General features: G+C 71.8%; 13 protein-coding genes. 8 read left to right on the plus strand and 5 right to left on the minus strand.

Annotated elements, in window-relative coordinates:
- A partial coding sequence (locus ACFZDI_RS35730; protein WP_391256691.1) for an amino acid adenylation domain-containing protein occupies positions 1–6,698 on the minus strand: 6,698 nt, incomplete at its 3' end.
- 504 nt (positions 6,699–7,202) lie between these two features.
- Here ACFZDI_RS35730 and ACFZDI_RS35735 point away from each other — a divergent pair.
- Complete coding sequence (locus ACFZDI_RS35735; RefSeq protein ID WP_391256711.1) at positions 7,203–8,522, plus strand: helix-turn-helix domain-containing protein; 1,320 nt, start codon at positions 7,203–7,205, stop codon at positions 8,520–8,522.
- Positions 8,523–8,579: 57 nt separating this feature from the next.
- On the opposite strand, the gene ACFZDI_RS35740 is transcribed toward ACFZDI_RS35735, so the two are convergent.
- Positions 8,580–11,282, minus strand: coding sequence for an amino acid adenylation domain-containing protein (locus tag ACFZDI_RS35740; protein ID WP_391256694.1), 2,703 nt, complete (start codon positions 11,280–11,282; stop codon positions 8,580–8,582).
- 259 nt (positions 11,283–11,541) lie between these two features.
- On the opposite strand from ACFZDI_RS35740, the gene ACFZDI_RS35745 reads away from it, so the two are divergent.
- Positions 11,542–12,309, plus strand: coding sequence for an FkbM family methyltransferase (locus ACFZDI_RS35745; protein WP_234850173.1), 768 nt, complete (start codon positions 11,542–11,544; stop codon positions 12,307–12,309).
- Position 12,310: 1 nt separating this feature from the next.
- Positions 12,311–13,177: an alpha/beta fold hydrolase gene (locus tag ACFZDI_RS35750; protein ID WP_391256697.1), complete on the plus strand. Its 867-nt coding sequence runs from the start codon at positions 12,311–12,313 to the stop codon at positions 13,175–13,177.
- 105 nt (positions 13,178–13,282) lie between these two features.
- Here ACFZDI_RS35750 and ACFZDI_RS35755 read toward each other — a convergent pair whose 3' ends face one another.
- Positions 13,283–13,495 (minus strand): MbtH family protein, encoded by a 213-nt coding sequence (locus ACFZDI_RS35755; RefSeq protein ID WP_308287558.1) that lies wholly within the window; start codon positions 13,493–13,495, stop codon positions 13,283–13,285.
- A gap of 337 nt (positions 13,496–13,832) precedes the next feature.
- Here ACFZDI_RS35755 and ACFZDI_RS35760 point away from each other — a divergent pair, with 337 nt between their 5' ends.
- From ACFZDI_RS35760 to ACFZDI_RS35770, 3 genes are read left to right on the plus strand one after another with little or no spacing between them, the layout of a single operon-like run.
- Entirely contained in the window at positions 13,833–14,867 is a 1,035-nt protein-coding gene (locus tag ACFZDI_RS35760; RefSeq protein WP_391256701.1) for a beta-ketoacyl-ACP synthase 3, read from the plus strand.
- 15 nt (positions 14,868–14,882) lie between these two features.
- On the plus strand, positions 14,883–15,119 hold the full coding sequence (locus ACFZDI_RS35765) for an acyl carrier protein (RefSeq protein ID WP_234850169.1): 237 nt from the start codon (positions 14,883–14,885) through the stop codon (positions 15,117–15,119).
- Positions 15,116–16,354, plus strand: coding sequence for a beta-ketoacyl-ACP synthase II (locus ACFZDI_RS35770; protein WP_391256705.1), 1,239 nt, complete (start codon positions 15,116–15,118; stop codon positions 16,352–16,354). The genes ACFZDI_RS35765 and ACFZDI_RS35770 overlap by 4 nt, the downstream gene beginning before the upstream one ends.
- Before the next feature lie 255 nt (positions 16,355–16,609).
- Here the strand turns inward: ACFZDI_RS35770 and ACFZDI_RS35775 are convergent, their stop codons facing one another.
- On the minus strand, positions 16,610–17,515 hold the full coding sequence (locus ACFZDI_RS35775; protein WP_234850698.1) for a helix-turn-helix domain-containing protein: 906 nt from the start codon (positions 17,513–17,515) through the stop codon (positions 16,610–16,612).
- 549 nt (positions 17,516–18,064) lie between these two features.
- Between ACFZDI_RS35775 and ACFZDI_RS35780 the strand changes: the two genes are divergently transcribed.
- Together ACFZDI_RS35780 and ACFZDI_RS35785 are read left to right on the plus strand one after the other, a co-directional pair.
- Positions 18,065–18,511: a cold-shock protein gene (locus tag ACFZDI_RS35780; RefSeq protein WP_234850699.1), complete on the plus strand. Its 447-nt coding sequence runs from the start codon at positions 18,065–18,067 to the stop codon at positions 18,509–18,511.
- A gap of 445 nt (positions 18,512–18,956) precedes the next feature.
- Positions 18,957–20,924, plus strand: coding sequence for an ABC transporter transmembrane domain-containing protein (locus tag ACFZDI_RS35785; RefSeq protein ID WP_391256714.1), 1,968 nt, complete (start codon positions 18,957–18,959; stop codon positions 20,922–20,924).
- A gap of 294 nt (positions 20,925–21,218) precedes the next feature.
- Here ACFZDI_RS35785 and ACFZDI_RS35790 read toward each other — a convergent pair.
- A partial coding sequence (locus tag ACFZDI_RS35790; RefSeq protein WP_391256708.1) for an amino acid adenylation domain-containing protein occupies positions 21,219–25,123 on the minus strand: 3,905 nt, incomplete at its 5' end.

A 25,123-nucleotide genomic window follows, 5' to 3' on the forward strand; every position in this document is an offset into this window, starting at 1 on the left:
CACAACGCATAGTCCGCGTACTGCACCGGCAACGCACCCCACCCGGGCACCCGCCCCTCACACCGCGCCGCGTACGCCACCGACACGTCCCGCGCGAGCGGTCCCATCGACCAGCCGTCACCGGCGATGTGGTGCACCACGAGCACCAGCACGTGCTCGTCGCGGTCCACCCCGAACAACCAGGCGCGTACGGGTGTCTCGACGGACAGGTCGAAGGCGTAGCCGGCGGCTCGGGCCATCGCTGCCGTGAGGTCGCCCGGGGCGATCTCACCGGACGGGAGGTCGGCGGACGGTTCGATCGTCGGCAGGTCGATCACCGGCTCGGTCAGTGACAGGTCGCCGAGGTCGAGCAGGCGGCCGTCCTGGTGTGGCTGCCGCCCCTGTCGCACGTCGACCACGGTGAGGTCCCAGTCGAGCTCGTCGACGGGGACGATCCGCTGGTAGGGCTCCCCGTCGGCCACGGGGAACACCGTCCGCAGCACCTCGTGCCGCTCGATGACGTCCGCCAGTGCGTGGGCGAGGGCCTGCCGGTCCAGGTCCCCCGTGAGGCGTACGACGACCGGGCTGTTGTAGGTCTGGCTGGGCCCTTCCAGCTGGCCGATGAACCACAGCCGGCGCTGCCCGTACGACAGGGGCAGCCGCTCCGGCCGCCGCCTCTCGGCCAAGGCCGCTCGGGCCGTACCCGCTCCGGCCAGTCCGGCGGCCACACCGGCCGGGGTCGGGGCGTCGAAGAGCGTCCTGATCTCCATCTCCACGCCGAGTACGGTGCGGATCCGGCTGACGAGTCGGGTGGCGAGCAGCGAATGCCCGCCCAGTTCGAAGAAGTCGTCGTCGACGCCGACGCTCTCCAGACCCAGGACCTCGGCGAACGCACCGCACAGGATCTCCTCCCGCAGATCGGCCGGTGCGCGGCGCGACCGAGCGGCCGCCGCGGCGTAGTCGGGGGCCGGCAGGGCCGAGCGGTCGAGCTTGCCGTTGCCGGTCAGCGGCAGCGTCTCCAGGACCACGACCGCCGACGGCACCATGTGCTCCGGAAGCCGCTCACCGGCGTATGCGCGCAGCGAGGCGGCGAGGGCCGTGTGGTCGGCGTCCTCGTCATCGGTGACGACGTACGCGACCAGGCGCACCTCTCCGGGGATGTCGTCCCGGGCGACGACGGCCGCTCGGATGATCTGCGGGTGGGAGTCCAGTACCGCCTGGACCTCTCCCGGCTCGATGCGGAAGCCGCGGATCTTGGTCTGTTCGTCGACGCGGCCGGCGAAGACGACCTGGCCGTCCGGGGTCCAGCGGGCGCGGTCCCCCGTGCGGTACATCCGTTCGCCGTTCGCGAAGGGGCATGCCACGAAGCGTTCGGCGGTCAGTCCCGGCTGTCCCGTGTAGCCGCGCGCCAGCTGCGCGCCCGCGACGTACAGCTCCCCCACCACGCCCGGCGGGACCGGTTCCAGGATGGCGTCCAGTACGTACAGCCGGGTGTTCGCCGTCGGGGTGCCCACCGGTATCACTCCGGAGGCCGCCCGGTCCGGGGTGAGGCGGGTGGTGGCGACGCCGATCGTCGTCTCCGTGGGCCCGTAGTGGTTGAAGACGGCCCGGTCGCCGGCCGTGGCCAGGAGCTCGCCCACGAGCGTGGGCGTAGCGGCCTCACCGCCGAGAACCAGTGCTCGGGCGGGCAGTGCACCGTCGGGGCCGAGGGCGGCCACGTGTGAGGGGACCGCCTTCAGGAAGTCGATCCGGTGTTCCGCCAGGTACGCCGCGACGGCGATCGGGTCGGTGACCGTCTCCGCGTCCAGAACGTGGAGTTCGCCGCCCGTGGTCAGGGACGCGAACACCACGGTGTTGCCCAGGTCCGTGGCCTGTGCCTGGAGTACCGCGTAGCGGCCGCCCGGCGTGCCGAAGCCCACCCGGGCCGGCACCGAGGTCACGTAGTTGGCCAGTGCGCCGTGGGTGACGGCCACTCCCTTGGGGCGCCCGGTGGACCCCGACGTGTACATCACGTAGGCCACCTGTTGCGCCCACAGGTCGACGTCGGGTGCCGTGTGGGGCGCGGCGGTGAGCTGGGCGGCGACCATGATGCCGTCCACGGCGACCAGGCGGTGCCGTCCCGCGGGGAGCTCCTCCAGGATCTCCTCGGTGGTCAGGGTCAGCACGGCACGGCTGTCGCCGAGCATGAACGCGATGCGTTCCGCGGGCTGGCCGGGGTCGATCGGCAGGTAGGCAGCGCCCGCCTTCCACACCGCCAGCATTCCGGTGATGGTCTGAACGCCCCGCGGCAGGCACAGTCCCACCACCGAGTCCGTGCCCACGCCCTGGGCCCGCAGGTAGTGCGCCAGGCGGTTCGCCCGTGCGTCCAGTTCCGCGAACGGCACCGAACCGCCGGACGAGACGACGGCCGTGGCGTCGGGCGTACGTGCCGCCTGCGCCGCGAACAGCTCGGGCACCAGCTCGCCCGCCGGCTCGGTCGCCGTGTCGTTCCACCCGGTCAGGACCTGTGCGCGTTCGGCGGGTGTGAGCACCCCGACCTGGCTCAGTCGCGTCGCGGGGACCGTGACCAGTTCCTCGATCGCCCGGACGAACCGGTCCGCGATCCGCTGGGCTGATCCCTCGTCGAACAGGTCCACCGCCGCGGTCAGTGCGCCCCGGATGCCTGCCGGTGCCCCGGTGTCGTCGAACGCCTCACCCGCCATGACGTCCAGGTCGAACTTGGCCGCGGGCCGGGCGGTCGACATCATCTGCGCGCGCAGCCCCGGGAGTTCCATCAGCCCGTCGGCGATGTCGTTCATGGTGAGGACGACCTGGAAGAGGGGGTGGCGGGCGAGGGAGCGCTGCGGAGCCAGCTCTTCCACCAGCCGCTCGAACGGCACGTCCTGATGCTCGAAGGCCCCCAGGCCCGCTTCCCGCACGCGGCGCAGCACCTCGGTGAACGCCGGGTCGCCGGACAGGTCGGTACGCAGCACGAGGGTGTTGACGAAGCAGCCGACCAGGTCGTCCAGCGCCTCGTCCGTGCGCCCGGCCACCGCCGACCCGATGGGGATGTCGACGCCGGCCCCCAGGCGGGACAGCAGCACCGCCAGAGCGCCGTGCAGCACCATGAACGGCGTCACGCCCTCGGCGCGGGCCAGGTCCAGCAGCCGCGCGTGCACCTCGGCGGACACGCCGAAGGCGGCCGTGCGTCCGCGGTGACTCGCCACCGGCGGGCGTGGCCGGTCCGTCGGCAGGTGCAGTTCCTCCGGAGCGCCCGCGAGCGCGTCGCGCCAGTACGCCACCTGGCGCGACAGCACACTCCTCGGGTCGTCGTCCGCGCCCAGCAACTCCCTCTGCCACAGGGCGTAGTCGGCGTACTGCACCGGCAGGTCGTCCCACCCGGGTGTCCGTCCCTCGCAGCGCGCCGTGTAGGCCGTGGAGATGTCCCGGGCGAGCGGTCCCATGGACCAGCCGTCACCGGCGATGTGGTGCACCAGCACCACTAGGACGTGCTCGTCCGTGCGTTCGGTGCGGAACAGCCAGGCCCGCACGGGTACGTCGGCCGACAGGTCGAAGACGTGGCCGGCGGCGCCCACGACGGCGCTCGTCAGCTCGGAGAGCGTCCCGTCGGCGGAGGCGGCCGGTTCGGGCAGGTCGGTCATCCGCGAGAGCTGCTCGTAGGCCCGGCCGGAATCCCGGACGGTGACCTCCGTCAGCTCCCAGTCGAGGTCCTCCATGCCGAGGACGGCCTGGTACGGCTCTCCGTCCTCGGACGGCAGGATCGTGCGGAGCGCCTCGTGGCGGCCCAGCACGTCACGCAGGGCGGCCTTCAGGGCCGCGGAGTCCAGCCGGCCGGACAGCCTGAGCACGATCGGGGTGTTGTAGGTGGCGCTGGGACCTTCCAACCGGCTCAGGAACCACAGCCGGCGCTGCGCGAACGACAGCGGCACCCGTTCGGGGCGTTCCCGCCGGGCGAGCACCACGCGGGCCTGGTCCGCGCCCGCGAGTCTGGCGGCGAGTCCCGCGACGGTCGGCGTCTCGAACACGGCCCGCATCGGCAGTTCGACGTTCAGCGTGCTGCGGATGCGGCTCACGAGCTGGGTCGCGAGCAGGGAATGGCCGCCCAGGTCGAAGAAGTCGTCGTCGACGTCGACGCTCTCCAGCTCCAGGACCTCGGCGAACAGCGCGCACAGGGCCTCTTCACGGGCGTCGGCAGAGCTGCGTTTCGTGTCCGCGTGCGTGGGCCGCTGCGGTGGGGGCGGGTTCTGTCCGTGCCGCTCCGGTGCCGGCTGCTTCCGTCCGTGCTGTCCGGCCTCGGCTGCGCCGCCCGGGAGCTCCAGTTCACCGTCGGTGGTCCAGCGCGCCCGCATGCCGGTCCGGTACATGCGCGACCCGTCCGCCGCGAACGGGTCCGCGACGAACCGCTCCGCCGTCGCCCCGGCCCGGCCCAGCAGCCCGCGCGCCACCCCGGCACCGGCCAGGTACAGCTCCCCCGGTACGCCGGGCGCGACGGGACGGAGCCCGGCGTCGAGCACGTAGACCCGGTTGTTCGCGAGCGGTCGCCCGAGCCGCACCGAGCCGTCCTGCGCGTCGCCGGTGCCCGTCTCGTGGACACAGCAGGCCACCAGCACTTCGGTGCCGGTGGCGTCGGTCCGCCACGGGGCCGGGGCGTCGACGCCGCCGGGCGCTTCGGCCGCGGTCCTCGCCTGCGGCAGCAGCGCGCTCAGCACGGCCCGGTCGACGGGTGCCGCGGCCTGCCGGGGCAGGCCCGCTTCGTCCGCCGCCCACGTGAGATGGCTGGCCAGTGCGCCGTGGGTGATTCCCACGCACGTCGGCTGTCCCGTCGTGTCCGTCGTGGGGATCACCTGCGCGAGGGCCCGGCTCGGGACAGGCAGGTCCAGCGGGCCGGTGTGCGGCCCGTCCAGCGGTTCAGGCAGGTCCAACGGGCCGGTGCCCGGCCCGTCCAGTGGTTCCGTCAGCGACGGATCGTCCAGGGCGACCGCTCGCACCCGGCTCGACGGCAGAGCCGGGAGCCCGTGGTCGGGATCGTCGTGGCCGGTGAGGACGAGATCGGTCCCCGCGTCGGCGAGCAGTCGGCCGATCCGCTCGGCCGGCAGGGCCGGGTCGACCGGCAGCGTGGCGCCGCCGGCCTTCCACACCGCCAGGGTCGCCACGAGCGTGTCCGTGGCGCGTGAGGTGCACAGTCCGACCACGGACTCCGGGCCCACGTGCCGCTCGGCCAGATGACGTGCCAGCCGGTCGGCCCGCCCGTCCAGCTCGGCGCAGGACAGGCCGGTGCCGTCGACGATCGCGTCCGGTGTGCGCGCGGCCCGCGCCTCCCACAGCCGCACCGGCGACGACTCCGTCACCGCCTCGGAGGCCGTGTCGTTCCACTCGACGAGTACCCGCGCCCGCTCCCGCTCCGACAGGACGTCGATCCGGCCGAGGGGGTCGGTGTGCTCGGCAGCGGCGAGGCTCCGCAGGATCCGGCCGAAGCGGGGGCAGATCTGCTCCTCCGGTTCCAGGTCACGTGCGCCGCGGTGCACGTCGACGTCCAGCTGGAGGCCGCTGCCGTCCAGCCGGTCGTAGACGTCGAAGCTGAGCGTGTCGATGGGGCCGTTGGCGAGGTTGCGGGTGGTCGCCGTGCAGTCGCCGAAGCCGAGCCGGTAGTCGAACGCCATGACGTTGACGATCAGGTCGCAGAGCGGAACGCCACCGAGGAGCTTCAGGTCGCGCAGCATGTCCTCGTAGCGGTAGCGCTGGTGCCGGGTCGCGGCCCGCACCTGTGCCGTGATCTGCCGCAGGAGGCTCCCCACCGTGGTCGACTCCGCGACGGAGAGACGGATGGGGAGGATGTTCGACGTCATGCCGGGGACCGCGAGCGCGCGGTGTCCGGAACGCCCGACGACGGGGACCCCGACGACGATGTCCCGCGCGTCCGTCGTGCGGTGGTGGTAGAGGGCCGCCGCGGCGATCGTCAGACCGGCCAAGGTGGTCCGCAGCCGCCGCGCGCCCCGCTTGAGCCCGGCACTGTCCTCGGCGTCGATCTCGCCCCGGTGCCGGACCGGCGTCCGCGGGAGCTGCCGGGGCCGGTGCCCGTCGGACCGTTTCGAGTGCGGGAGGTCCGACAGCGCGCCCGTCCAGTAGGCCCGGTCCTCCGCCAGGGCCGGGGAGGAACGGTAGGCGAGGTCCTCGTCCAGGAGGACCGCGATCGGCTCGATGATCCGGTCCTGCTGCGGATCGCGGCCTTCCACCAGGGCCGTGTAGTTGTGCGCCAGCCGGTCGGCGAACAGCCGGCCGCTGTGTCCGTCCATCACGAGGTGGTGAGCGCAGTGCATCCAGTAGTGGCGGTCCGGGCCGACCTTGATCACGGCGTAGCGGGTGAGGGGCCCGTCGAGGACGTCCATCGGCCGGCGCATCCGGCCCAGCATCCAGGCCTCTGCGGCCGCGCGGGGATCGGGCTCCGCGGTGAGGTCCAGGATCTCGACGGGGTGGTCGTCCGCGTCGCCGAGGTGCTGCCGCGGAACGCCGTCCACCAGCCGGAAGCGCAGCCGCGCCGTCTCGGCGTCGTCCATCGTGCGGCGCAGGGCTCGGGTGAGCAGCTCCACGTCGAGCGGGCCGCGTATCTCCACGTACTCGCCGACGTTGTAGACCGGGTTCCCGGGGTCGAGTTGCTGTGCGTACCAGACAGCGAGCTGACCGGCCGTGAGTTCCCGGTGTTCACCTACAGTTGCTGCCATCCCTGCACACCCCAACCGATCCGGATCATCGACTGGAGCAGCGAGGAGCAGCCGCCGTCGAGGCATGCTGAATTACCGTCCAGTCCTCAATGACAAAGCTGCGAGGGGATGCTGTTCGGCACCCCCGGGTACTGCGCTCGGAATTCCCGCCGTGGGGTCGGTAATTCCGCGAAGTTCGACGTGCTCGTCCCTTCCGACCGTCGGCGGGGCGAATCAGGACACGGACATTCATCGACGCGGCCACTCGCCCGGTGACCGGTGGCCGGCTGCTGGCCACGGCGCGCCCCATGGTGGCAGTACCCCGCGAAGACGGTCCAGGTCGGCGCCCCGCGTGTTCAACTGAGGCGGCGCCTCACTTGAACGGCTGCCGGTCCGATGCGGGCGTGATGCCGCTGACACCGGAAGTCGGGCCTGCGTACGGTAGGGCGGATGAGCCGTGCCCAATAGGACAGAGAGCGGGGGGCATTGAGCGTCGACCGCATATCGAGGACGCAGTTCGGTTCCGTGCTGCGCGGCGCGCGAAAGCGCGCGGGTATGACACAGGGGCAGCTCGCCGAGATCTCGACGGTGAGCATCCGGGCCATTCGGGACCTCGAACTCGACCGTACCGGCAGCCCGCGATTGCAGACCGTCCGGTTGCTGGCCGATGCCCTGCGGTTGAACGGGGCACGGCGGGCGGAACTGGAAGCCGCCGCCGGGCCGACGGCGACGCGGTCGCTCCACGACGACCTGCCGGCACCACCCGCCCCCCTGTCCCCGCCCCTTGCCCGGGAGGAGGAGACGTCCTCGCTCGTCGGAGTGCTGCGGTCCACCGGTCACCGGCTGGTCCGGGTGGTGGGCGCGCCCGGGGTGGGCAAGACGGCGCTCGTCCAGCACGTCGCGAGCGAACTGCACCGGACCCGGCTCGTTCCGGTGATCTTCCTGGAGCGTTCTCAGGCGCTGCCCGGCACCGGCCCGCACGGTTCCGCGCGCCGGCTGCTGAGCCGCGTCGCGGACGTGGTCGGCTGTGCCGCCACGGTGGACGAGGTGGCCGGCCGTCTCGCCGCGGACGAGGTCCTTCTCGTCGTGGACGACCGTGACCTCGACGACCGGGATCACCGGGACCTGCGGGGACTGCTGCGGCTCTGCCGCACGCTGCGGGTGCTGATGGAGTCCTGCGACGCCACGCCGGGACGCGCCGGGGAGATCACCTTCACGCTCTTCCCCCTCGACGTCCCGGAATGGGACCCCCGCGCCTGCGACGCGGCGGCCGCCGTGGACTCCCCCGTGACGCGGTACATGCTGTCGCGGTGCGCCCTGCTCTACCCGGCGGAGGTGTCGTCCCCGCAGACGGTGGCCGCGATCGCCGGCGTGTGCTGGCTCCTCGACGGGATACCGTCGGCGCTCGAGTCGGCGGCCTCCTGGCTGCTCATCTACGAGCCCACGGAACTCCTGCGCATGGCGCAGGCGTCCCCGGCACGGCTGGTGATGCCCCCGTCCCGGACCGATGCCCCGCTCGTCGTCTGGATGCGTGACACCCTCGCGTCGCTACCGCCGCTGCAGCTCGACGCTCTGCGCAGGCTGGTCGACGCGCGGCCCTGGACGGTCAGCGACGCCGTCACGCTGCTCGCCGGTTCCGTCACGGATGCGGAGAGCGCCGTGCACGTGTTGCGCGCACGCGGTCTGGTACGCCGGGTGGCGTCCGCGCACGGGGGCGGGCAGCGGTTCGTGGTGCTCAACCTGGTGCGCCACCTCGTGCACTCCGAGTTCGGCACCTCCTCCCCTGCCCGCGGTGTGCCCGTCGCGTGGGCCGGGCTCCGTGACGTCCAGCCGCTGACGTCGTGAACGGAGCCGGCCGTCGGCGGTGATCGCCTGGGCCGTGCGCCGCCGTTGCGGGACCTGTCAGCGGTCCGCCGCCTTGAGGGCCGCCACCACCTGGCGGATGGTGGGGTGGCGGTAGAACTCGCGCAGGCGGAGGGTGGGTATCCCCTCGGCCCGCATCGCCGCGGAGCTCTTCACCGCGACCATGGAGTTTCCTCCGGCCTCGAAGAAGTCGTCGTCGAGACCGACCGGGAACCCCAGGAGCCGTGACCACAACTCCTGGAGCCACGCTGCCAGTTCGTCGTCCGCCGTCGGCGTGGCATCCTCGGCGGCGCCCTTGGTCATCTCGGGGGAGGGCAGACGCGCCACATCCACCTTGCCGCTCGTGGTCAGCGGCAGGGCATCCACCTCCGTCACCGTGGCCGGGACCATGTAGTCGGGCAGGACGGCGGCGGCGTGTTCACGGACGGACCGCACGTCCCCGCCGTCCAGCACCACGTAGGCGTCGAGACGCAGGCCGGAGGAGCCGCCCCCGTCGGTGGAGCCCACGACGACCGCTGCGGCCCGGACGGCTCCGTTCTCCAGCAACACCGCGCGGATCTCGTCCAGTTCGATCCGGAAGCCCCGTATCTTCACCTGGTTGTCCAGGCGTCCCAGGTGTTCCAGTGCCCCGTCCGGCCGCAGCCGTCCCCGGTCGCCGCTGCGGTACATGCGGCCACCGTGGTACGGGTCGGGCACGAACCGTTCGGCGGTCAGGTCCGGTTGGCCGACGTAGCCGTGGGCGACGCCGGCGCCGCCGACGCAGATCTCGCCCGCGACTCCGGGCGGCAGCAGCCGTCCCTCGGGATCCAGCACGTAGACGTGCCATCCGGGCAGCGGTGCGCCCACCGAACGCGTCGCGCCGAGCGCCAGCTCACGTGTCACGGTCTGTGCGGTGACGTGCACGGTGGTCTCGGTGATGCCGAACATGTTCACCACCCGGCACCGGTCGTCGGGGTACGCGTCGAACCAGGGCAGCAGCATCCTGGCGTCCAGCGGTTCACCGCCCAGGATCACCAGCCGCACCGCCAGACCCGTGTGGTCGACGGACAGGAGGTTGGCGAGGGCCGAGGGAGTCTGGCTGAGCACCGTGACGCCGTGGGTGACCATGAGCTCGCGGAACCGGTCGGGTTCGCGTGAGGTGAGGTGGGGCACGACCACGAGGCGGCCGCCGGTCAGCAGGCAGCCCCAGATCTCCCACACCGAGAAGTCGAAGGCGCTCGAGTGGAAGAACGTCCACACGTCCGCCGCTCCCAGCCCGAAGTCGGCGCGGGTCGCCTGCACCAGACTGAGCACGTTGCCGTGGGGTACGGCGACGCCCTTGGGCCGCCCGGTGGAACCGGACGTGAAGATGACGTAGGCGGTGCCGGTGTCCCCCGTGCCGTGCTGCCCGCCGGGCGCGTCCGACGCGTGGGCGTCCTCGAGCAGTTGGTCGGGGGTGGCGAGGCGGTGGCCGTCCCGCGCGAGGTCAGGGCGCCGGGTGACCAGCAGGCCTGCCGCCGTGGTCGCTCTCATGCGGGAGACCCGTTCGGCCGGGTACGCGGGGTCGGCCGGGACGTAGGCGGCGCCGGCCTTGAGCACGCCGAGCAGCACGGCGACCAGCTCCGCCGACCGGTCCAGGCAGACTCCGACGCGGTCGCCGGGGCGGATCCCCCGCGCTCGCAGGCCGGCCGCGAACATGTCTGCCAAGTGGTCGAGTTGGGCGTAGGTGAGCCGCACGTCGTCGTCGGACACCGCGACGGCGTCGGGTGCGGAGGCGACCACCCGGGCGAACGCCTCGTGCACGGTTTCCGCCGAGGCGGGCGACGCGGGCAGGGACCTGCCCAGGCGCACGATGCGGTCGCGTTCCCCGTCGTCGAAGAGCTCGGGGTCGGCGGCGGGGGTCCGCGGTGCCGTCGACGACTGCCCGTACACGTGGGCGACGTGCCGGGCCAGTTGCTCACCGGTCGCGGGACCGGCATGGCTCAGCAGGTGATCGCAGCGCAGCCACAGCCTGCGGTCCGCACGGCGGGCGAGGGAGAACGTCAGGGGGAACACCGGCGCGAGTGAGGGGAGGTACGCCTCGCCCTCGCGCAGTGGTTCCCCGTCGCCGCCCGGCAGTGTGCCGGCCACCACCGGGGCGTCCACGAACGGATGGGGCTGCCGGTACACCTCGTCGGGGGTGCCGTTCACCCGTACGGCCACGGCGCCCTCGTCGGATCCGAGGACGATCTCGTCGGTGTCGTCGTCCGCGTAGCGCCGCAGCGTCACGGCCAGGGCGGTGCGCAGCCTCGTGTCGTCGGCCGGTGCGTCGGGCGGCAGGACCGCCCAGGCCGTGGCGGACCGGTCGCCGTCGCCCTGGCCGAACCCCCAGCCGGGAGGGGCGCCGTGCTCGGTGCTCGGCGTGCGCACGGGAGCGTCGGCGATGCGTTTGAACTCCGCGCTCACCGCCTCCTGGTTCCCGTCGGCCAGCTCGCAGACCAGACGCCGCAGTCCGGCCGTGTCCAGCAGGGCGCGGGGGGCCACGACGACCAGGTCGGCCGATCCGTCCGGGCGGCGGAGCAGCAGCGCGTGCACGCCGTCTCCCGCTCTCGCCGCCTCCCCGCACCACAGGTCCGGGGCACCGGGTTCTGCCGTTGACGAGGGCACGTCCACGACGCGGAGGTGCGGCACGTCGCCGACGCCCGCGAAACGCTCCTCGACGAGTTCCGCCCGCGCGGGCTCCGTCAGGCGGAGCCGGACGGCGTGCTGCTGTGCCCTCACCATGGGTGCGCTCCTCCGCGTCGTCGAATCACCCGAGTACGGTACGAGGCCCCGCGCACGCTGAACGGCAGTTCGGGCGGCGACTCGTAGGCAGCGCGCACACCGCCTTCTCCCCGCAGGGCGGCCCGGCGTCCGGGGAAACTGCCTCAGGGATCGCCTCCCGTACTGCCGGTGCCGGAGTCGGCGGGACCCTAGTCTCGGTGCGATGACAGCAGGTGGAGGAACTCCCACGGCTCCGGTCAGGAGAAAGCTCCCGAACGGGATGCGCGTCTTCAGTCTCAACGGCAACGAGACGGACTACCTGTACGGCGAGATCTTCGACGACGAGTCCTACGTCCCACCGCGGGGCTGGCGCATGTCCGAGAAGCCGGTGGTTCTCGATGTAGGCGCCAACATAGGCCTGTTCACGCTCTTCGCGACGCAGCGGTGGCCCGACGCGCAGGTGTTCTCCTTCGAGCCGGCACCCGACGTCTTCGACGCCCTCCGCCGGAACACGGGCCACCTTCCCGGTGTGCGCGTCCAGAATCTGGCCCTGGGCGACGAGGATCAGACGCGCGAGCTGACCTACTACCCGCACTGCACCATGATGTCGGGCTTCGACGCCGACCCGGCGGTCGACAAGGTGCTCGCCTCGGCGTTCATCACCAGCGCCGCCGGCTCGCTCGACGAGGAGCTCCGGGAGGAGTTCATCCAGGAGGCGAAGGACCTGGTGGAAGACAGCCTCGACGAACGGCGCCTGGTGCGCTGTGACGTGCAGCGCGTGGAGACGTTCGCCGAGCGGGCCGGCATCGACCGGGTCGACTTCCTCAAGGTCGACGTGGAGGGCTTTGAACTCCGGGTGCTGCGGGGCATCGGCGACCGTCTGTGGCCGGGGATCGCCAACGCCGCCGTCGAGGTCGCCGACCGGGGCGGGGCGCTCGACGCGGTGGTCACGCTCCTGGAGGGCCAGGGCATGACCACCTCCGTCCGGCAGGCGGCGGAGTACCGCACCACCGATCTCCACACCGTTTTCGCCTGGCGGGAGGCGTGAGATGACGGATGTTTCCCCCGCCCCCGCCCCCTCAACCGCACCCGCACCGCCGCCGGTGCCGGCACCACCACCGGCGCCGGACCCGCGGGCCCTGCTGTCCGCCAAGCGGTGGGTCGTCCGTCCCCGGCGGACCGAGGATCCGGGCATCAGAGTCTTCTGCTTCCCGCACGCGGGCGCCGGGGCGTCCGCGTTCACCCCGTGGGCCAGGCGTCTGCCGCCCGAGGCCGAACTGTGCGCCGTGCGCTACCCGGGACGGGAGAACCGGATCGACGAGCGGCCCTTCGACGACCTCCACCAGCTGGTGGACGCGCTCGAACCGGTGGTCGCACCGCTGACCGGCCGGCCTTTCGTGTTCCTCGGGCACTGCTCCGGCAGCGTCGTCGCGCTGGAACTGGCCCGCCGCATCCGCGAGGCACACGGAAGGCTGCCGGCCGCGCTGTTCGTCTCCTCCATCGCGGGGCCCGTCCGGCATTCCTCGGAGTCGATCCACCTGCTGCCGCGGGAGGCGTTCTTCGAACGCGTCGCGCTCTACGGCGGGATCGACGCGTCCGTGCTCGACGACCCCGAGATCATGGACGTCTTCGAGCCGACGCTGCGCGCCGACTTCCGTATCGCCGAGGAGGGAGCGCCCGGGCGGGCGGCACCCCTGGACGTCCCCATCACGGCGGTGGGCGGCCGGCACGATCCCTTCGTCGGCTTCGAGGACCTGGCGGCCTGGCGCGAGGAGACGAGCACCGCGTTCTCCCTCCACCACATCGACGCCGGTCACTTCGTCCTGGACCAGACGATGGAGCGGATGGCGGACGCCCTGCCCGACCTCCTTCGGCGAACGGGCGCGACCGTACCCGCGCCTCGCCCGGCGGACTAGAAGGCAGGCCCCGGCAGCACGAGTCGGCGGCACAGCGACGCACACAGGCCCGTGCCCCCGGCCCGACATTGCATGTCGGGCCGGGGGCACGGGCCTTTCGCCTGCCTACTTCTTCTCCATGGCCTCGATCAGACTCTTGGGACGCATGTCCGTCCAGGCCCTCTCGATGTAGTCGAGGCATTCCGTGCGGCCCGCCTCACCGAACACCGTCTTCCAGCCGTCCGGCGCATCCACGAAGACCGGCCAGAGGGAGTGCTGTCCCTCCTCATTGACCAAGACATAGTAGTTGGCATCGGGGTCGTCGAATGGATTCGTCACCACGCCGTCCCTTCCGAGTAGTCACATCAGCCGGCCGGTCAGGGCCATCCCCCGATCAGCAACGGTTGGAGGCTAATCAATCAGCGGCGGCACCACACCCATCGTTCAACTGAGCCGCCGCACCAGTTGAACAACTCACCCCTCCTGACCTGCGAGTTCATGGCATCGACCGACCTTGGAAGGCGATGCGGATATTCCGTTACGTCGATACGTGAAGACCATTTCCGGCCACGGTTGTGCACGGATCCGGAAATGGATACCGTCGCCGGACGATTCACATCACCTCATGCCACGGAACTGCCGTGCCGATCGTGCACGCACTTCGGGAGGCGGCTGAATGAGCGCGTCACGCCTCGACATCGGTGCCCTAAGGGATTCCGAACCCCGGGCCGCGGCCGTGATCTCCGGACTGGGAACCTGCCTTCCGTCGAACACGGTCCACAACACCTCATTGGCGGAAGGCCTGGACACCAGTGACGAATGGATTCGCACCCGTACCGGAATCCAGTCCCGCCGGCGTATCACTCCGGATCTTTCGGTGCTCGACCTGGCCTGCGAGGCCGCCGGAAACGCCCTGCGGTCCGCAGGGACCGACGCCGTCGACGGCCTCGTCTTCGCCACGACGACACCGGAGCGCCCCTGCCCCTCCGCGGCCCCCGAGATCGCGTCCCGCACAGGACTGGGACATGTCCTCGCCTTCGACATCTCGGCCGTCTGCAGCGGATTCCTGTACGCGCTGACCACGGCCGGCGCCCTGATCACGGCCGGGACCGTGGACAGCGTCCTGGTCGTGGCCGCGGAGACGTACTCACGCGTCGTCGACCCGACGGACAGGTCCACGGCCGTCCTCTTCGGGGACGGGGCCGGGGCGGTCGTACTGCGCTCCGGGACGACCGGCGAACCCGGGTCGCTCCTCGCCCACGACCTGGGCAGCGACGGCACGGGCGCGGACCTGATCCGGATCCCCGGCACCCGCGAACAGGGCACCGGGCAGCGCTGGTTCACCATGTCCGGACGGAAGGTGTACCTGCAGGCCATCGACCGCATGGCGGAGTCGGCCCGGCGGGTCATGAAGGACTGCGGCTGGAGCCCCGCAACCCTCGGCATGCTCGTACCGCACCAGGCGAACGCACGCATCATCGAGGCCCTGGCCGGCCGGCTCGGACTCCCGCCGGAACGCGTGCTCCGCGCCCTCGCGCACACCGGCAACACCGCGGCCGCTTCCATCCCGCTGGCCCTGGCCGGCGCGGTGGCCGACCACCGGCTGGAACCCGGGGCCCGCACCGTGCTGACCGCCTTCGGCGGCGGCCTCAGCTGGGCCTCCACGGGTCTGATCTGGCCACAGCTGACCGCCGTCACCTCAGAGGTCTGAAAGAAGGAGCCACCTGTGTTCATCGACTACCTCACCACCCTCCTCGGCACCGTCTACAAGGTCCCCGGAGTCATCGACCCCGACAAGTCGTTCACGGAACTGGAAGTGGACTCGCTGTCCCTGGCGGAGCTCGGCGCGCATCTGGAGGAGGAACTCGGCGTGGCGGTCGACGAGGAGGAGCTGACCGGCTCCACCACCGTCACCGAGCTCGCCGGGCTGCTGCACGCTCGCGGGGCGGTCGTACCGGCATGAACGGACGAAGACAGCAGCACCCGGATGTGGTGATCACGGGCCTCGGGACGGTCTCGCCCGCCGGCCCGGACACGGCGACGGCGTGGAAGGCGGCCTGTGCCGGGCTGCCCACGGCGGCTCCCGACGCCCGGCTCGACGGCATGGCCGTGGACTTCAGCTGTGCGGTGTCGGCGTTCGACGCGCACGCGGTTCTGGGGACCGATGCGCGCCGGATGGATCCCTTCACGCAGTACGCCGTCGCGGCGGCCCGCGAAGCCGTGGCGGACGCGGCGGCGGACGGCGGGCACTGGGACCCGGCCAGGGTGGGGGTGCTGATCGGTACCGCCGTCGGTGGCCTGGAAACCTGGCTGGAGCAGTCGGCGCGGCTGCGGAACACGGGGCCGCGTGCGGTCAACCCGCTGACCGTCCCGAAAGCCATCGGGAACATGGCCGCGGCCACGGTGGCCCTGGACCTCGGCCTGAACGGACCCACGCTCGCCGTGGCCACCGCGTGCGCATCCGGCACCACGGCGCTGGGCTTCGCCCTCGACCTGTTGCGCGCCGGCCGCTGCGACGTCGTGCTGGCCGGTGGCACCGACGCCGCGATCACCCCGCTCCTGTCCGGCGCCTTCGACCGGCTCAAGGCCCTGTCCCGGCGCCGCGACGAACCGTCGTCGGCCTCCCGGCCGTTCGACCGGCACCGTGACGGCTTCGTCCTGGCGGAAGGGGCCGCGGTGCTCGTGCTGGAGCGTGCGGCGGACGCGCGGGCCCGTGGCCGACGCCCGTACGCGACGCTCCTGGGGTACGGCGAGTCCACCGACGCCCATCACCTCACCTCGCCCGACCCGGACGGGAAGGGGGCGCGGCTCGCCATGCGGAGCGCACTGGCGGACGCCGGGGTGGCCGCGTCGGACGTGGCGCTGGTCAACGCGCATGCGACGGGCACGCCGCTGGGCGACGCCATCGAGGCACGCCTCATCCACGGCTTCTTCGGCTCGCACACGGCGGTCACCTCCACGAAGGGAGTGACGGGGCACATGCTGGGAGCCGGCGGCGCCGCCGAGGCGGTGTTCACGGCCTTGTCCGTCGAACAGGGCGTCGTCCCGCCCACCGCCAACCTTGATGAGCCGGGGGCCGACATCGCCGACATCGACATCGTGCACGGCGCTCCGCGGTCCGCCCCGGTGCCCGTGGCGGTGAGCAGCTCGTTCGGCTTCGGCGGGCACAACGCCGTCGTCGTCCTCGGGCGCGCCTGAACGGGGCGCCCGAGGGGCCGGGGGCGGGGCGTCCGCGGTACACGAGGGGCAGGGGTTGTTCTCCGCGCACGGGGCAGGGGGTGCGCCGCGCACGGGGCAGGGGGTGTTCGCCGCGCAGGAGAGCCAAGGGGTGTTCTCGCCGCGCAGGAGAGCCAGGAGCCAGGGGGGTGTTCGCCGCCCCACGAGGGCACGTCGGACGCATCAGGGCTCGTCAGCTCGCGTCAAGGACTCCCGTGCCGGTTCCCCGCGCGGCCCTCACTCGGCGCCTTCGTCGAGTTCCTGCGCGACCTCCAGCCAGGTCTCGGCGTACTGGCGGGCCAGGTCGACGACGAGGTCCCCGCAGTGCGAGGGCACCGCGGCGGCCAGCTTGGACCAGCCCCGCTCCTCGATGGCGTTGCGCTGAAGTACCCGGAACAGGCGCCGGTCCTCCTCCCTGTGCCGGAGCGACGGATCGCTGAGCAACCTGTCGAGGAGGGCGGCGGGATCGGGGACCGGCAGCCGGCTGCCCCGCGCCGGCGGCCGCGGTCCCTCCGGCGTGGCGGACACCACCGGCAGGATCGGCTCCACGGCGTCGGCTTGCGGGCGCTCGCCGCCGGGCGGGACCGGCTGGGGCGTCTGCTCCGGAACGGGCGGCTCGCCGGCCAGAAGCCGTCTGCGGACGTCGCTCACGGTCGCGGGCGAGACACCGGCGAGCCTCGCGATCTCGCGCAACGACGCCTGCGGACGCTCGGCGATCAGTCGGGCGGCCCGCTCGCGGCCCTCGGCGCTGTTGAGGGGGCGCACCTTGCCGTCCCTGCCGATGCGCGCGCTCAACTGGGCGTTCCCGCCTGCCGAGTTGCGGCGGATGGCGGCGACCGTCTTGGCTCCCAGGCCCGCGACCCGGGCGATCGCCCGGTCCGACATCGCGGGATGCGAGGCGATGATGCGCTCGGTCGCGGCTCGGCGGTCCTCCTTCGACAGCGGGAGGCCGTGGGTCACGTTCGCCTCGACGGCCCGCAGGAAGGCCTCCTCGGCGGTGCCGTCGAAGAACTCGACGAGGATGGTCGCCTCGCCCTTGCGGAAGGCGGCCGCCAGCCGGTGCATTCCGTCGATCACGCGCAGGCTGCGCCGGTCCACCAGGATGGGAGGGAGCGGGGTCTCCACCGACGCCAAGCGGGCCACGTGCTCCGCGGCCTGGCCCTCGAGACGCGGGGAGTCCGCGGGAAGGAGTGAGGCGACCGGAACGGACGTGACCCCGCGCACGGCCGACGCGGGAGGCGCGGCGGACCAGGCCGATCCGTCTCTTTCTCCGGAGGATTCTGGATACCTCGAGTCGACAGCGCTACGCTTCATTTCCCGCTCCCCCACTGACGAAACGTCTGTTCTTGACGACGACTTTCGGCAGAAAATCTGCGACCACCGGGCAGTGAGGGAAATGCGGAATCAAGGCTGTCGAACTCGCGACCAGTACACCGGTAGCGGTTTCATCAACTCACCGCCACTCCTCCAGAACGCCCGAAACTGCATTCGAACCTACATCCAGCGTGCGGTTCGGGCAACTGGCCAAGACCAATCCGCGGCCGTCACGAGACGGCGTTCAAGTGCGGCACGGCGGCGGTTGAACGCCCTGTTCCACCGCAGGTCCCTCGCCTCCACGGGCGCCCCTGTCCTATCTTCTGCAGCATGACGCTGATCCGGGCAAGGGGCCCGGTGGGCAAGGGGTTGGTGGGCATGGTTACCGGTCGTGTGGTGCGGTTCGACAGTGTGCGGGGTTTTGGGTTCATCGCTCCCGATCACGGAGGGGACGACGTCTTCCTGCACGTGAACGATCTCCTGATCCCCGAGCACTACATTCGCTCGGGCCTCTCGGTCCAGTTCGAGGTGGAGGAAGGTGACCGCGGGCTCAAGGCCTCGGCCGTCCGGCTCGCGGACGGGGCCGAGGCCAAGTCTGCGGCCTTCCAGACGCCCGCCGGCGCCGCCGCGGCCCTGGCGTCGGAGCCCGCCAGGCAGGCCGACGGCGACGACTCCCTGTGCGATGTACTCGCCGCGAACGAGTACCTGCACGAGGTGACGGAGGTGCTCCTGTCGACCGCTCCGTCGCTGACGGGAGATCAGATCGTGCAGATCCGAGCGGGATTGCTCCAGTCCGCCAAGAACCACGGCTGGACCGAGGGCTGATCGACGGTGCCGGGGGGAGTTCCGGCTCCCCCTCGCCCGGCCCGCACCGTTCCCTGCCTACCGGCCTTCCCGGGGCCCTCGCGCGTGACGCCATTCCGCGCTGACCCCGAAGCGCTGACCCCGAAGCGCTGACCCCAAAGCGCTGACGTCCCGAAGCATCGCGATCTTTTTCTCCGAGCTCGGCACCCTTCCCGTGCCATGGGCCCAGCACTCCGCATACGGCCGGATGAACGGTCCGTCCGGTATTGATCGGGGCGACCGTGCACTGCATCGTGGATGCCACGGTTTTCTCTTCATGGAATGCTGCGACGGCGATTTCAGCACACCGCAGAATTCCGGTCCTGGTCGCCGGATGTTGACCCGATGTCTTCTCTCCGCCCGATGCGGCGATGCGAGAAGAGCAGAGAGCGAGGCAGTTTCCGTGACCGTGCTAAACCGCCCGTCCATGGGCCCGATACGGCTGCGGCCGGGCGACGAGTCGCTCCAGCGCCAGCAGGTCAGACCGGGAACGGTGCGGCGCATCCTCCCGTACGCCCGGCCATACCGCTGGCACGTCGCGCTGTTGCTGACGGTGACCGCCGTCGACGCCTGCATCGCGGCCGCCAGTCCGCTGATCCTCAAGTACATCATCGATCACGGCATCCTGCCCGGGCACCTCGACGTCGTCGTGTGGCTCAGCCTGGCGCTGGCGGGACTCGCCGTCGTGAGCGCCGGGGTCGTCTACGTCCAGAGCCGGTGCTCGGGCCGGGTGGGTGAAGGAGTCGTCTACGAGCTGCGCACCCAGGTGTTCGCGCATGTGCAGCAGCAGCCACTGGCGTTCTTCACCCGCACGCAGACCGGCAAGCTGATCAGCAGGCTCAACACGGATGTCGCCGGCGCCCGGCAGGCCGTGACCACCCTGCTCACCCAGGCCGTGTCCACGGTTCTCACCCTGGCCCTGGTCCTCGGGGCGATGTTCTACCTCTCGTGGCAGATCACCGTGGCGGCCCTGGTGATGATTCCGCTGTTCCTGATCCCCGCGCGGCTGCTGACGCGCCGCATGCAGCGCATCACCAGATCGCTGATGGAGCAGGACGCGGAGATGAGCTCGATGATGACCGAGCGCTTCAACGTCTCGGGCGCCATGCTGGCCAAGCTGTACGGGCGCCCCCAGGACGAGGAGGAGCTGTTCGCCGGCAAGGCCGCCCAAGTACGCGACCTCGCGGTCAAGCTGGTCGTCTGGGGGCGGCTGCTGCCCATCATCGTCACCATCCTCACGACGTTCACCACGGCCCTGGTCTACGGCCTGGGCGGCGCCCTCACCATCGACGGGGCCATCGAGTTCGGCACGCTCGTGGCGATGGTGGCCCTGCTGATGCGGCTGTACGGCCCGGTCAACGAACTGTCGACCATGCAGGCGACCGCCACGGTCGCCCTGGTCAGCTTCGACCGGGTCTTCGAGGTTCTCGATCTGAAGCCGCTGATCACCGAGCGCCCCGGCGCCAAGGCGCTGCGCCTCGAAGCCGGCGCCGAGAGCGACGGGGGGCCCGCCACGGACGCTCCGGACATCGAGTTCGAGGCGGTGTCGTTCCGGTACCCCAGCGCCGACGAGGTGTCGATGGCGTCGCTGGAGGCGGCCGCGAGCCGCAAGCACGAACGCGCGGATGCGGTCCCCCAGGAGATCCTCCACGAGTTGAGCTTCCGCGCTCCGGCCGGGAAACTGACCGCGCTGGTCGGCCCGTCTGGGGCCGGCAAGACGACCATCACCCAGCTGGTGCCCCGGATGTACGACCCGAACGCGGGTACCGTGCGCATCGGTGGTCACGACATCCGCGAACTGACCCTCGCCTCCCTGCGCGAGAACGTCGGTGTCGTCACTCAGGAGTCGCACCTCTTCCACGACACCCTCCGCGCCAACCTGATCTACGCCCGTCCCGGGGCCGACGAGGCGGAGCTGATCGAGGCGTGCAAGGCGGCGCTGATGTGGGACACCATCAGCGCGCTCCCCGAGGGCCTCGACACCGTCGTCGGTGACCGCGGCTACCGGCTCTCCGGCGGCGAGAAACAGCGGGTGGCCCTGGCCCGGCTGCTGCTCAAGGCTCCGCCGATCGTCGTGCTCGACGAGGCGACCGCCCATCTGGACTCGGAGTCGGAGGCGGCGATCCAGCAGGCGCTCAAGACCGCTCTCGCCGGCCGCACCTCGCTGGTGATCGCCCACCGGCTGTCCACCATCCGTGAGGCCGACCAGATCCTGGTCGTCGAGGACGGACGGATCTGCGAGAGCGGAACCCACGAGGAACTGCTGGCGCAGGCCGGGCTCTACGCCGATCTCTACCACACGCAGTTCTCCCACCAGGCGACCGAGCGCAAGCACATCGGCCGCAGGCCGTCGCCGTCCGCGGTGATCGCGGGAAGCGCCCAGTCAGGGGCCTGACCGGCCCCGTCCCGTCGAACGTCGAGGGTGGGTCACCGCATGCGGTGACCCACCCTCGACGTTCGCGTTCCCCACCCGGTAGCCGCCCGTCGCCTGTCGGTGTCGTGCATCGCTCGGCTCCGCGGCCACCGTCAGCGCACCCGGGAGGCCGGTCGACTGCGGGAGCCACCCGGCACATGCCCCCATCCGGCACATGCCCTCATACGGAAACGGTGCCCGGGCCCGACCCCCGTCGCGGGGTCGGGCCCGGGCACTGTCCGGTGGAGGGGCCCTCAGGCGCTCACGGCTCGGGGCTCAGGCCCCCCGCTCCTCTCGCGTCGCCAGCCACTCCGACATGACCTCCCACGCCGCTCCCAACATGTCGGGCCGTGCCATGTCCGAATGCCCGCAGGGGAGACGGACGGAGGTGAGCTGCCGGGTGTAGGGCTGCCACAGGGACTCGAACGAGAAGTCCGCCGGCTTTCCCTCCTCCGCGATGAGCAGCAGCGTGTCCCCGCCGAAGGTGCCGTAGGCGTGGCGGTCCCGCAGCGTCGCGTTGTTGTCGAACACGCGGGCCAGCAGGGCGATTTCGTCGTCGTCGACTCCGCCCAGCACCGGACCGAGTTCGGCACGGACGCGCTGCGCGAGGCGTGCCGGGCCTTCGGCCGCGTCGCTCGCGGGAGTCGCGGCCTGTGTCCCTGGAATGGGCGGGAACGCGTCCATGAGGACCAGCGACACCTCCTCGCCCTCGGCCTCGAGCCGCACCGCGATCTCGTGTGCGGGGGTTCCTCCGAAGGACCAGCCGACGAGATGGTACGGACCCGACGGCTGCAGTGCGCGCATGCGGTCCACGTACTCGGCGGCCATGTCGGCGACCGAGACCGCCGGCTCCCCGGAGCCGGCGAGGCCCTGTGCCTGAAGGCCGTACAGCGGGTGCTCCTCGGGGATGAAGCGGGCGAACGGCATGTAGCACCAGCTCAGTCCGCCCGCGGGGTGGATGAAGAAGAAGCCCGGTGCGCTGCCGCCGGTCCGGATCGGCAGCACGCCGTCGAGGGCGTCCCGCACCGACGTCAGGCCGAACGTCTGCATCAGCCGGGCCGGTGTCGGGTGGGTGATCAGGGTGCGCAGCGACACGGTGACGCCCTTGCCCCGCAGGCGCTCCACCAGCGAGACCGCCATGAGCGAGTGGCCGCCGAGCGCGAAGAAGTCGTCGTCGGCACCGACCGCCGGAACGCCCAGGACGTCGGCGAACGTCTCGCACACCAGGGCTTCGAGCGCACCCGTGGCGCCCCGCTCCGGCGAGGGTTCCCCGGCGGTCACCGCCGCGAAGGCCGGGGCGGGCAGGGCCCTGCGGTCCACCTTGCCGTTCAGCGTCAGCGGCAGGGAGTCCAGGACCGTCACCGAGGACGGCACCATGTAGCTCGGCAGCCGCTCGGCCGCGAAGTCCCGCACCGACCCCGCCAGTGCGCCCGGATCGGCGCCCCCGGCCGCGGGGACGACGTAGGCGACCAGTCGCTTGCCGCCCTGGAGGTCCTCGTGCACGACGACGGCCACCTGGCTCAGGTGCGGATGCCCGTCGAGCACCTCCTCGATCTCGCCCGGCTCGATCCTGAAGCCACGGATCTTCACCTGGTCGTCCGAGCGGCCGGCGAACTCCAGGTTTCCGTCCGCCCGCCACCGGACCCGGTCGCCCGTCCGGTACATACGTTCACCGGCGACCCCCGGCGAGCACGCCACGAAGCGCTCCGCCGTCAGACCGGGCCGTCCCAGATAGCCCCGGGCCAGGCCCGCACCGGCCAGATACAGCTCGCCGACCACCCCGACCGGCACCGGGTTGAGGGAGTCGTCGAGCACATAGGCGCGGGTGTTGGCGATCGGGGCGCCGATCGGTACGGTGCCCGGCTCCAGCCCGGGGCGGCAGCGCCACGCCGTGGCGTCCACCGTCGTCTCCGTGGGGCCATAGGTGTTGAACAGCACCCGCCCGGCCGACCAGCGTTCCATCAGCTCGGGCGGGCATGCCTCGCCACCCACCTCCAGGACCACCCCGGTCCCGATCGCCCCGTCCGGCATCGTCGCCAGGGCGGCAGGGGGCAGCGTCGCGTGGGTCACCGCCTGCTCGGTCATGAACTCGGCCAGTTCAGCGCCGAGCCGCCGGTCCTGGGGCACGATCACCAGGGTTGCTCCCGACAGCAGGGCGAGCGACCACTCGGAGCAGAAGTTGTCGAAGCCGACCGACGCGAACTGCGCCACCCGGTGGCCCGGTTGGACGCCGAACCGCGTATGGCTGGCCGACAGGTTGGCGAACCCGGCGTGCGAGACGACCACGCCCTTGGGCCGGCCGGTCGAGCCGGAGGTGTAGATGACGTACGCCGGGTTCTGCCTGAGCGGCGGCGCCGGCGGGCCCGCGTCCCGGGTGTCTCCCGCGTCGGGTTCCCCGGTCGCGTCCAGCACCAGCACCGGGACGTCGCGGTCCTGCGGCACGACCCGCCCGCAGCGTGACGTGGCGAGGATGCACACGGGCCTGGCGTCGTCGAGCGTGTAGACGACGCGCTCGACGGGGTGGTCGGGATCGATGGGCAGATAGGCGCCACCGGCCTTCAGCACGGCGAGGATCGCCACGACCAGCTCGGCGGAACGCTCGGTGAGCACCCCGACCACCGACTCCGGACCCACACCGTGCTCCGACACCAGGCGACGGGCCAGCCGGTTCGCCCGCGTATCCAGCTCGCCGTACGTAAGCTCAGCGCCGTCGCACACGACCGCGACGGCATTCGGCGTCCGGGCCGCCTGTGCCGCGAACAGCTCGGGCACCGTGGCCTCCTGGACCGGCGTGTCGGTGCCGTTCCAGTCCGCCAGCACACGCCGCTGCTCGACCTCGTCGAGCACGTTCACCGCGGCCAGCCTGCTCTCCGGGCCGTACTCCAGCGCGGCCACCAGGTTGTCGAGGCAGGTGTGCAACAGCCGGCACACCGCCTGCCCGTCCACCGACCGCACCGCTTCCACGGTCAGCCCGAACCCGGCCCCGAGGTCGTCCACCGAAATGGCGACCGGGTAGTTGGTGGTGTCCCGGGCGAACACCATCCGGATGCCCCCGGGCGCGGCGCCGTCCTCCTTGCGCGGTTCCTCGCTCGGGCGCTGACTGTGCCGGAAGTTGAAGATCGAGGTGAACAGCGGAGTGCCACCGGGGACGCCGCTGGCCTGCTGCGCCAGGGTCAGCGGGGCGTGCTCGTGCACCATGAGCTCCGCCAGCTGGCTCCGCAGGCCCTCCAGCGCCTCGCCGACACCGGTGGCGCCCACGCGGACCCGCACGGGCAGGGTGTTCAGGAAGAGACCCGGCACCCGGTCCGCGCCGGTTCCGGCGTTCATCCGCCCGAACAACACCGTCCCGAACACGACGTCGTCGCGGCCGCTGATCGTGGCCAGCACCCGCGCCCAGGCCAGGTGGAACACGGTGGCCGGGCTCACGCCGAGCGACCGGGCGACGTCACGCACCCGTCGGCCGACCTCGTCGTCGACGCCCAGGTGCGCGCGCTCGACACCGCTGCCGTCACCGTGCACGTCCAGCAGGCCAAAGGGAGCGGTGGTCTCCTCCACGTCCCCCAGCAGGTCCGCGAAGTGCCGTTCGTGCTCCTCGCGCGGGACACCCAGCCGGGCCTGCGCGACGAAGTTCCGGAAGGGCAGCGGCTCGGGCAGGGAGTCCTCCCGTCCCGACAGGAACGCGCCCATCTCGTGCAGCAGTACGTCCTGCGTGGTGTGGTCCTGGATCAGGTGGTGCATCCGCAGCAACGCCAGCCACCCACCGTCCTGGCCCGTTTCCTCGGCTGTGTGGACGTCGATCAGCGGAGCGCGGCCGATGTTCATGGTCGGGCCGGCCGCCGCGATCAACTGCTCGACGGCGGAGGGCCCGTCGGCGCGCAACCCCACCGAGGTGACCGGGAGTTCGACCCGGCGGACCACGACCTGGACCGGCTCACGCAGGTCCTGCCACAGGATGGCGGTCCGGTAGATGTCGTGCCGGTCCACCACCCGCTGCAACGCCCCGAGGAACGCGTCCAGCCGCTCCCGCGAGTCGAAGCGGATGACTCGCGGCGCCGCGTACACGTCCGTGCCACCGTCCGTCTGCAGCAGGTGGTGGAAGAGGATGCCTTCCTGCAACGGGGCGAGCGGGTAGACGTCGGCGATGTTGGCCGCGCCGCCCGGTATCTGCCCGACGACATGCT

Source organism: Streptomyces sp. NPDC007907 (assembly GCF_042959365.1).
GTDB classification, from domain to species: domain Bacteria; phylum Actinomycetota; class Actinomycetes; order Streptomycetales; family Streptomycetaceae; genus Streptomyces; species Streptomyces indiaensis.